Source organism: Desulfobaculum sp., assembly GCF_054921475.1.
The window spans coordinates 1-8,894 of sequence record NZ_JBUDSW010000152.1 but is presented as its reverse complement, the minus strand read 5'-3'; the positions used below and the strand labels follow the sequence as shown (position 1 = coordinate 8,894).

At 64.9% G+C, this 8,894-nt stretch carries 8 protein-coding genes; 4 read left to right on the top strand and 4 right to left on the bottom strand.

Annotation, left to right across the window (positions count from 1 at the left end):
- From ACY69P_RS10695 to ACY69P_RS10680, 4 genes are all read left to right on the top strand, one after another.
- A partial coding sequence (locus tag ACY69P_RS10695) for a glycosyltransferase family protein (protein WP_462327461.1) occupies nucleotides 1-973 on the top strand: 973 nt, incomplete at its 5' end.
- Between the two features lie 5 nt (nucleotides 974-978).
- Nucleotides 979-2,028: a TylF/MycF/NovP-related O-methyltransferase gene (locus tag ACY69P_RS10690; RefSeq protein ID WP_459899380.1), complete on the top strand. Its 1,050-nt coding sequence runs from the start codon at nucleotides 979-981 to the stop codon at nucleotides 2,026-2,028.
- Complete coding sequence (locus ACY69P_RS10685) at nucleotides 2,028-3,344, top strand: glycosyltransferase family 4 protein (protein ID WP_462327460.1); 1,317 nt, start codon at nucleotides 2,028-2,030, stop codon at nucleotides 3,342-3,344. The genes ACY69P_RS10690 and ACY69P_RS10685 overlap by 1 nt, the downstream gene beginning before the upstream one ends.
- Before the next feature lie 38 nt (nucleotides 3,345-3,382).
- Complete coding sequence (locus tag ACY69P_RS10680) at nucleotides 3,383-5,038, top strand: glycosyltransferase family protein (RefSeq protein WP_462327459.1); 1,656 nt, start codon at nucleotides 3,383-3,385, stop codon at nucleotides 5,036-5,038.
- Here the strand turns inward: ACY69P_RS10680 and ACY69P_RS10675 are convergent.
- The 4 genes from ACY69P_RS10675 to ACY69P_RS10660 are packed head-to-tail and all read right to left on the bottom strand — an operon-like array spanning nucleotide 4,956 to nucleotide 8,614.
- A complete protein-coding gene (locus tag ACY69P_RS10675; protein WP_462327458.1) occupies nucleotides 4,956-5,954 on the bottom strand; it encodes a glycosyltransferase family 2 protein in 999 nt (332 codons plus the stop codon). The two genes, ACY69P_RS10680 and ACY69P_RS10675, sit on opposite strands and share 83 nt — an antisense overlap.
- A 9-nt stretch (nucleotides 5,955-5,963) precedes the next feature.
- Nucleotides 5,964-6,914 carry a glycosyltransferase gene (locus ACY69P_RS10670; RefSeq protein WP_462327457.1) on the bottom strand — a complete coding sequence of 317 codons (951 nt, stop codon included), beginning with the start codon at nucleotides 6,912-6,914 and terminating at the stop codon, nucleotides 5,964-5,966.
- Nucleotides 6,915-6,923: 9 nt separating this feature from the next.
- Nucleotides 6,924-8,003: an N-acetylneuraminate synthase family protein gene (locus ACY69P_RS10665; RefSeq protein WP_462327456.1), complete on the bottom strand. Its 1,080-nt coding sequence runs from the start codon at nucleotides 8,001-8,003 to the stop codon at nucleotides 6,924-6,926.
- Nucleotides 8,000-8,614, bottom strand: coding sequence for a winged helix-turn-helix transcriptional regulator (locus tag ACY69P_RS10660; protein ID WP_462327455.1), 615 nt, complete (start codon nucleotides 8,612-8,614; stop codon nucleotides 8,000-8,002). The genes ACY69P_RS10665 and ACY69P_RS10660 overlap by 4 nt, the downstream gene beginning before the upstream one ends.
- Nucleotides 8,615-8,894 lie beyond the last annotated feature (280 nt).

Genomic DNA, 8,894 nt, shown 5'->3' with positions numbered 1-8,894 from the left:
GCAGGCCGCGTGGCTGAGTGAGCGGGGGTATCCTTTGCCCAAGGGCGACTGGGTACGCCACATCGCCATGATGCAGCTTGAGGAGTTGCACCCGGATGTTGTGTATTTGACCGAGCCTATTACCTTTGACGGCTGTTTTCTGCACATGCTGTCCTTTACGCCGCGGTTGACCCTTGGCTGGCGCGCGGCGGACATCCCGCAGGGGACGGACTGGCGCGGCTTTGACGTGATGCTGTCCAGCCTTGCCGCCCTGCGGCAGGAGGCCGAACGCATCGGCGCGCGCGAGGGCGTGGACTTTTCGCCGGGTGTTCCGGAATTTTTGATGCCGCAGTCCGTGCCGGACGATCAGCGCTCGGACATTGTGTTTTGCGGGCAGTGGACGCGCGGCCAGCATGAGCGGCGCAACGCCATGCTCCAGACCGTGGCCCGCGCGGCGTCGGCCAAGGGCTACTCCTGCGATATGCATCTGAGCGGCGAGGTGCACACCATCACGCCGGAGGTCGCCGCCTACGCCCGCCCTGCCCTGTACGGCCGCGCCATGCACGAGGCCCTTGCGCGCGGGCGCATCGCCTTTGACGGGCGCGGCAGAATTGGCACCCCAAGCGGCGGAGCCATGAAGGACCTCGCCGGGCGCGAGAGCGCGAACATGCGCATCTTTGAAGCCACAGGAAGCGGGGCGTTCCTGCTCACGGAGCATTACGACAATCTGTCCAAGTATTTTGACATTGGGCGCGAGATTGAAACCTTCCGCGATGACAAGGAAATGGTCGAGAAGCTGGGCTACTACCTCGCCCACCCCGAAGAGCGCGAGGAAATCGCCCAACGCGGGCGCGAGCGGTGCCGCAGTGAGCACTCCATGGCGCAGAAGGCCAAACTGTTCGACACCATTGTGCGCGAGCGGCTGGCGCCACAGGCGGAGCAGCCTGCCGAAGCGGCGTGCGCAGGGGAATGCGCCACCAAACCTACAGGATAAGCATCATGTTGCAGCGAATAGAACAGTCCTTCGAGACCGTCCGGCGCATCCTTGCCGGTGTGGACCGAAACAGCCCGCAGGGCGCGTCCATTGTGGAAAGCAGCGTCCGCCCCTTTCTTGTGGACCTTGCCGCCATGACGGAGCAGCTCCTCCAGAGCGGCCAGTACGGCGACGCTCTGCGCCTGACCAGCCTTGCCAAGACGCTGCGCGTTCCCGTGGCGGGGATGGACCTGTTGCGGGCGCAGGCCTTCATCGGCTTGCAGGACCCGCCATCCGCCGTAGAGGCCCTGAAGGAGGAACTGCGGTACACCCCGGACAGCGCCCCCGCGCGTGAGATGCTGGAGAAGCTCAAGGAACTGGGCTTTGGCACCGTGGCCGGGCGGTACGGCGAGGAATTCGCGGAGCTCCTCGCGCGTATCAAGCCCTACACCATGGTGCCGGAGGCGCGGCTGCATTCGCTGTTTCGCCTTGCGCGGCGGGTGTGCACAACGGATGTGCCCGGCAATTTTGTGGAGTGCGGTGTGGCCGCTGGCGGCTCCAGCGCGCTGCTGGCCGCTGTGGTGCGCCGCTACAGCACGCGCGAGCGCCATGTGTATTCCTTTGATACCTTTGAGGGTATGCCCGAGCCCACGGCGGAGGACGTACACGGCGATGTCCACGCCGAGGAGACGGGCTGGGGCACGGGCACCTGCGCCGCGCCGGAGGAGAGCCTGCTTGCCATCTGCTCCGAGCTTGGCGTGGCGGACATCGTGCGCCCGGTGAAGGGCCTGTTTGGCGAAACACTCCCGGCCGCGCGCGCCGAGGTGGGCGAGGTCGCCTTCCTGCACATGGACGGCGACTGGTACGAATCCACGCGCGACATTTTGCAGAACCTCTACGACGCCTTGCATCCACAGGCCCTTGTTCAGGCCGATGATTACGGCTTTTGGCGGGGGTGCCGTAAGGCTATGGAGGAATTTCAGGCCGAGCGCGGCATCCGCTTTTCGCTGCGGCCCATCGACAACGACGGCGTCTGGTTCGACCGCGCCCGCGTGACGGCGGCGGAGGAGGCCTGATGCGCGTTCTGCATCTGTGCATGCAGCACTATGGCGGGGCCGGAACAGCGGCGTATCGCCTGCACGTGGGCCTTGTGGCGCAGGGCGTGGACAGCCGCATGTGCGTGCTGAACCGTCAGGGCGATGATGCCGCCATTTCGGTCGCCACGCGCGAGGGCGAGCCTGTGCACGCCGTTACCGGTGCGGATGGGGTGGTGACGCACATTTCGCAGGCGTGGGTGGATGCGGGCAGGCGCTGGCAGGCCCTGCTGGCGGACTACCCGGAGCGCCCCGGCAATCTGGAAATATTTACGGACACGGCTTCCACGCTGGATGTGGACGATATTCCCGGCATCCATGAGGCGGATGTGGTGCATCTGCATTGGGTGGCCGGAATGATTGATTTTTCCCGCCCCCTTGGGGCACTCTCAGCGCGCCCCGTGGTGTGGACCCTGCACGATATGAACCCCTTCACCGGCGGCTGTCATTATTCTGCCGGGTGTGAGCGCTGGACTGAGGGGTGCGGCATGTGCCCCGCCCTTGGTTCCACGCAGCGTGATGACATATCGCACGCGGCGTGGCGGACGCGGCATGCGGCCTACGGCGCGCTGCGGCCCGAGGTGGTCACCCCCAGCCGCTGGCTCGGCGGGTTGGCCTCGCGCAGTCCGCTGTTTTCCGGGCGGCGTGTACGGGTCATCCCCAACGGGTTGGATACTGAGGTGTTTAAGCCATGGCCCGCGCCAGCAATCCGCGAGGGGCTTGGCGTGCCGCAGGACGCCTTTGTTCTGCTGTTTGGCGCGGCCAGTGTGGCGAACCACCGTAAGGGCTTTCGGCAGTTGGTGCGCGCCCTTGAGGAGCTCCGAAGCCTTGGCCGCGTGCCAAACGCCGTGCTTGGCGTGTTTGGGCAGTGGGGCGGCACTGCGCCGCGTCTTCCCTTCCCGGTGATGGAGTTTGGCTACGTGCATGACGAGCCAACCCTCGCCGCGCTGTATTCCATGGCGGACATGGTGCTCATCCCCTCGCTGGAGGACAACCTGCCGAGCGTGGTGCTGGAGGCCCTTGCCTGCGGAACGCCCGTTGGGGCCTTTGATGTAGGCGGTATGCCGGACATGGTGGACCACCGCGCGACGGGCTGGCTGGCCCGGCCCTATGATGCGCGCGACCTTGCGTCCGGCATTGTGTGGGCCAACGCCATGAAGGAGCGGGACCCGGCCCTTGGCCTTCGGTGCCGGACCACGGTGCTGGAGCGGTTTTCATTACGCGGGCAGGTGCAGGCCTACCGCGACCTGTACACACGGTTGACGCAGGCCACCGCGCCGCGCGCGTATTCGGTGTAAACAGACAACATCTTCCATCCAAGAGACTCAAGGCAACAATGCGAATCTGTATAGTGAACAACACCCATCTGGCGGACGCGTTTTCCGCCATGGGGCATGATGTGCTTGGCCTGCGCGTGCAGCCGGGAATCCAGAATATTGCCGCTCTGCTTGCGGAGCATGATTTTCAGCCGGAATTGTTTGTGGAGGTGGAGGTCCTTGGCGCCCGTCCTGTCCTAACAGGGCTGAACGAAATAGCGTGCACCAAGCTCTTTTGGTCTGTGGACACGCACCTGAACGCATGGTGGCATGTGGATTATGGGCGGCTGTTTGATGCGGTGCTGACCACCCAGCAGCACTGGGTGCCGCGCCTTGAGGCCTGCGGCTTGCCGCGCGTGTACTGGCTGCCGTGGTTTGGCGTGCGCCGCCCCTACCGCCCGTGGCAGGAGCGCAGCCACACCTTTGGCTTTATTGGCCGCCTGTCCGGCTACCGCCCCGTGCGGCGCAGGCTGGTGGACTATATGACCACCCACCACGGCATGGCCTTCTATGAAAATATTCCCTACGACCAGCTTCATGAGACCTACGCCGATGTTTGCGTCATTCCCAACGAGTCCATCCTCGCGGAAGTGAACTTCCGCCTGTTCGAAGGGATCAGCGTTGGCAGTCTTGTGCTGAACCAGCGCGGCGGCACCGACATTGCCGGGCTTTTTGAACCGGGCAAGGAAGTGCTGGAATACGGCGACGTGTTGGAGCTTGAGGAGCACGTGCGCTACGTGAAGCGTCATCCCGAAGTGGCGGAGGCCATGGCCCACGCCGCGTGGGAGCGCGTGCAGCGCGAGCACCTTGTAGAGCACCGCGCGCAGCGGATTGTGGAGTATGCGGCCCAGTGCGGGCAAAACGGCGTGACCGGGGAGGACGCCGCATGGCATATGGCGTCCACGCTGTCCATGCTGTGGGAGGCCGAATACCTGCGGGGCAACGGCGAGCGCATTTTGCAGCTGGCTAAGGGCTTTGAGGATGAGCACATGGTGGCGCGGACCCTGCGCCTTGAATGGTCGCTGGAGAAGCACGAGGACCTGCGCGAACTGTGCGCGTGGCTCATGGATTCCGGCGACTATCACCAGAGCTTTGTGGTGAATTTTGCCGGGAGCATGTGCGCGTTGGCTCTTGGGGAACTTGGGCTTGCCAAGGGATTTTGGTACCGGCAGGTCACTGACGGCGGCGCGTCGTTTCTGAAGGCGGAGTCGCCGTGCGATGTGTACATGGCGTGGGCGCGGGAGTGCCGCAAGCGTGGGTTGCTGTTCCGGCCGGGACTGCGCTTTGTACCGGGGCAGAGTTTGCCCGAGGCCGCTGTGGAGTGCTGTCTTGCCGCCTCGGCCTGCGCGCCGGAGGATACGCGGGTGATGAAGCAGTTAGTGAGCTTGTGCGGCGCCTTGGAAGGCGCGGGCGAATATCACCTTGGTTTTGCCTCGGCGCTGTCCCTGCGCGAGCCGGACAACTGGCGGCTGGGCGTGGACCTTGCGCGGGTGAATTTTGAGGTGATCCGTTATGAGTCGGGCGTGGAAGAGCTGCGCCTTGCGCATGAGAGCGCGGTGAAGCACCAGCGCGAGGAAGCGTTCTTTAAGATGCTTATGCGCCGTGACCCGTCGGGGCGGACACTCCGTCTTGTCCGTGAAGGGGTTCGGGCGTCTGTGGGTTCGGACGCGCCGTAAGGTAGACGCCCTCGGCGATCCATTTGTCATGATAGGCCGCCCAGCTGTCCCCTGATTCCCGCCCGATGTCGTGGTGCACGCAGATGGAGTAGGGCAGGGGATAGTCGGCGCGCAGGCTTTGCCCAAATGCCCGCAGACGCAGCTTTTCCAGCCCCAGCGCGGTGATGTGCACGTCAAAGTGCTGCGTCTGGCGCGGCAGGGGCGGCAAGGCCCGCAGGCGGGCGTTGTTGGCAAGCTGCTCTTCGCGCAGGGCGGCGCAGTTGTTGGCGGCATGCTGGCGGTACCAGTAGAGCTTTTCCGGAATGAAGGCCGTTTTTTCCACCCCCGCCCGTTCGATAAGGGCAAAGTACAGCGCCAAGTCTCCAGCCGCGCGCACGGGCTGTCCGCTGTCGTCACACAGGACCGTCCGGTCCAGCCCATCCAGAAGATATCCCTTGAACGTCCGCAACTGGGACAGGCACCACAACTGTTGCCGCACCGGAATGCCCGGTATCAGCGGCGCGCCTGTGGAGCCTTCCGTCCCCTGAATCTGCATATCCGTCCAGACCACATCATAGCCGAGGGCGTGCGTTTGCATCACCCGCGCAAGCGCGCCGGGCAGGAGCATGTCGTCCCCATCCAGAATGGCGACGACATCGCGTGGGCCGGGCGCGGCGGCGTCCAGAGCGCTCAGGGTATTGCCCATCAGGCCAAGGCGCGTGCGCTGGCGTAGAAAGGTGATGCGCGGGTCGCTCAGGTAATCCCGTGCGGCGTTGACGGTGCCGTCCGTGGACGCATCGTCGGCGACGGTGGCGGACCAGTCGTCCCGCTCCTGCGAGACGAGGGAGGCGAGGCACTGGGCAAGCCACTGGCCGCAGTTGCGGCAGGGGATGATGATGTGCAGGTGCCGGGGAGCAAGGGCGCTGTTGACGGGCATGGCGGTTCCTTACGAAAGGGTGGCGTACACGCTGCTGAGGTGGGCGACAACTTTGCGGTCGCTCCAATGGTCTTCCATAAACGCGCGGCTGGCGCGGCCAATGGCGTCGCGGCGGTCGCAGTCGCAGGCAAGGTCCGTGATGGCGCGGGCGAGTTCGTCCCGCCCATGGGCCACAATCCACGGCAGGTCCTGCGTTTCGGCAAAGTCCTGCATATGTCCGGTACACCAGTCATCCAGCCCCGCCACCGTGGGCACGCCCTGACTCAGCCCCTCAAGGCTGCTCATGCCGTAATAGCCCTGCATGTGGTCAAACTGCATGTGGCACTGGCGCTTGCGGCGCAGGCATTCCTTGTGCGGAATGTCGTCCATAAGCTCCAAATGCGGGCGGGAGCCGTTCAGGGTGGTCAGCACGTGGAGCAGGTCGTCCGTATTTTTGAGGTCCTTGCGCGTGGGGGAATGGGCAAGGCGGACGGGCGCGGCGTCGCGCTGGTCAAGGGGCATGTAGAGCGGGTCGTCCTGCGGGACGAGGTTGGGCTGCCATGTGGCCTCCGGCAGCAGGCGCAGAAGGTCCGGCGTGCTGACAAGGAGGTTGGAGCGGCCAAGGGCGGCGTACTTGTCCCGGAAGTGTTGGGGATTGCCGCGAAAGGCCGGGTGTCCATGGTGATGGTGCACGATGGCCTTGCCGCATATGTAGTCGGCGGGGACAAAAGGCCCAAGGCGCAGGTGCTCATCCGCCGTCATGTGAAAGTGAAAGACGTCTGCGTGCTCCAGTTCGTCGCGCAGGGCGTCCAGCCCGGCGGCGTCGAGGCTTGGCACATGCAGGTCCGCGTCCCACGCGTGGCTGTAGCGCGTTTCCAGCGTGACCACGCGGCAAAAGTGTTCCGTGTGCTGGTTCAGGGCGTTGGCAAAGCCGATGGCGGTGCCCGCCGGGTCGTTGATGGCAATCATCAGTATGCGCATGGCGTTGTCCTATCGGCCCACGGCGTGCTGCGCGGTTTCCATGTCCTCCCAGCATAGCTGGGCGTCCGCCGGGATATCGCGCAGAAGGCTTTGTCCGAGCACGGCGTCCCAGTGGATGGGGGACAGCCCCGTCCCCGGGCATTTGGCGGCGATGTCGGCCTCGGTGATGCGCTGTCCGGCGCGCAGAGGGCGGGCGGCGACGATGCTCTTGCGCAGTTTTGCCGCGCACTGCTGCTCCGCCGGGAACACGCGCTTGGTGGTGGTGCGCAGGGCGTCCTGCGTTTCGCGGACCATGGCCGAAAGCTGGGTGAACTCGGCCGGGTTGAGGGAGGCCTTGTGGTCCGTGCCGCGCATGGTTTTATCCAGCGTAAAGTGCCGCTCCACAATGCAGGCCCCGAGGGCCACGGCGGCAAGGGTGGGCGCAAGGCCGGACTCGTGCCCGGAGTAGCCCACAGGCAGGCCGTAGCGCGAGCGCAGTTGCGCCATGACGGGCACGCCTGTGTCCTCGGGGGCGCAGGGGTAGCTGCTGTTGCAGTGCAGCAGCGCCACCGGGGCCGCGCCCGCGGTGAGGGCGCGCACTGCAACGTCAATGTCCGCAAGGTCGCTCATTCCCGTGGAGAGAATGACCGGGCGACCCACGGCGCTGAGGCGGCGCAGCATGGGGATGGTGGTCAGGTCCGCCGAGGGGACCTTGAACAGCTCCACATCCATGGCAATGAGGCCCTCTAAGCTTGGCATATCCCACGCCGAGGCGAAAAAGACCATGCCCAGCGCTTCGGCCTCGGCCTTGAGTTCGGCCAGTTGGGGCAGGGTGAGCTCCAGCGCTTCGCGGTGTTCGCCGTAGGTGGGCCCAAAGCTGTTGGCGCCGGTGTAGGGCGCGCGTAGCCCGGCCTGCGTGAACAGGGCGGCGTTGTCGCGCTTTTGAAATTTGACGGCGTCCGCGCCGGCGCGGGCGGCCTCGCGCACCATCTGGCGGGCAATGTCCATGCTGCCTTGATGGTTGTTGCCGACCTCGGCGATGAGAAAGCAGGGTTGGCCGGGGCCGATGCGCCGCCCGGAGGCAAGCTGTATGGGGGGATGTGGGGTCATAGTTTCACCACGGGGATGTTTCTGGATTCAGCGAGGGGCTGAATCTGTTGAAAGATGTCGTCCGCCTGTCCAAAGGACGTAATGACGATGGCGTCGCAGGTGAGGGTTTCCAGGACGTGGGGCGGAAATATGGTGTGTCCCGCCAACTGCTGGCTATGCTTATCCGGGTCGTTGTCCAGCAGGGCAAGGACGGTGCAGTCCATGTGCCGCAGGGTGGAAAGGGCAATCTCGCAGGTCTCAGACGCGCCAAAGAGCACCAGCCGTTTCTGGCCGCGCTCCTCCAGTACTTGGAGTTTGCGCCGGACGAGGGTTTTGACGGCGGTGTAACTGCGGACCACCTCCGCGCAGTAGGCGGAGAAGAGGTCGCGGCGCAGGCGCTCGCCCGCGTCGGTCAGCAGGTATTCATAGTTGCGGGCGTTGACGGGGCGGGCCTCGACGCAGTTTTTGCCGCGCAGGTCCTTGAGGTAGCTGTTGACCATGGCGCCGGACATGCCGGTGCGCTCCCCAAGCCCGGACTGGCTGAGGTGCGGCGTTTCCGCAAGCGCCTCAAGGATGGCGAGGGTGCGGTATTCTGTGCTTGGGCGGACAAATTGTCCGGAAAGGTGCAGCATGGTCACTCCGCGAAGCGCGTTAAACATTCACCTACTGAATGTTTGTATGCAATGCAGGGGCCAATGTCAAAGCCGTGAGCAAATCCGGGGGCTGGGAAAATGGCTGGGGAAAAGTGTCGGAACTTTGGCGCAGACTTTGCCGGGTATGGTTCCGTGCAGGGGGTGCGGGAGCGCAGGAAGCGGGGCGCACCCGCGCTCGTGGAACTCCCGCATGCGGCATGGGCCGGGCGAAATATTCGTTGACTGAATGATGAGCGCAGGCGAGGTGCGGCTCACGGCT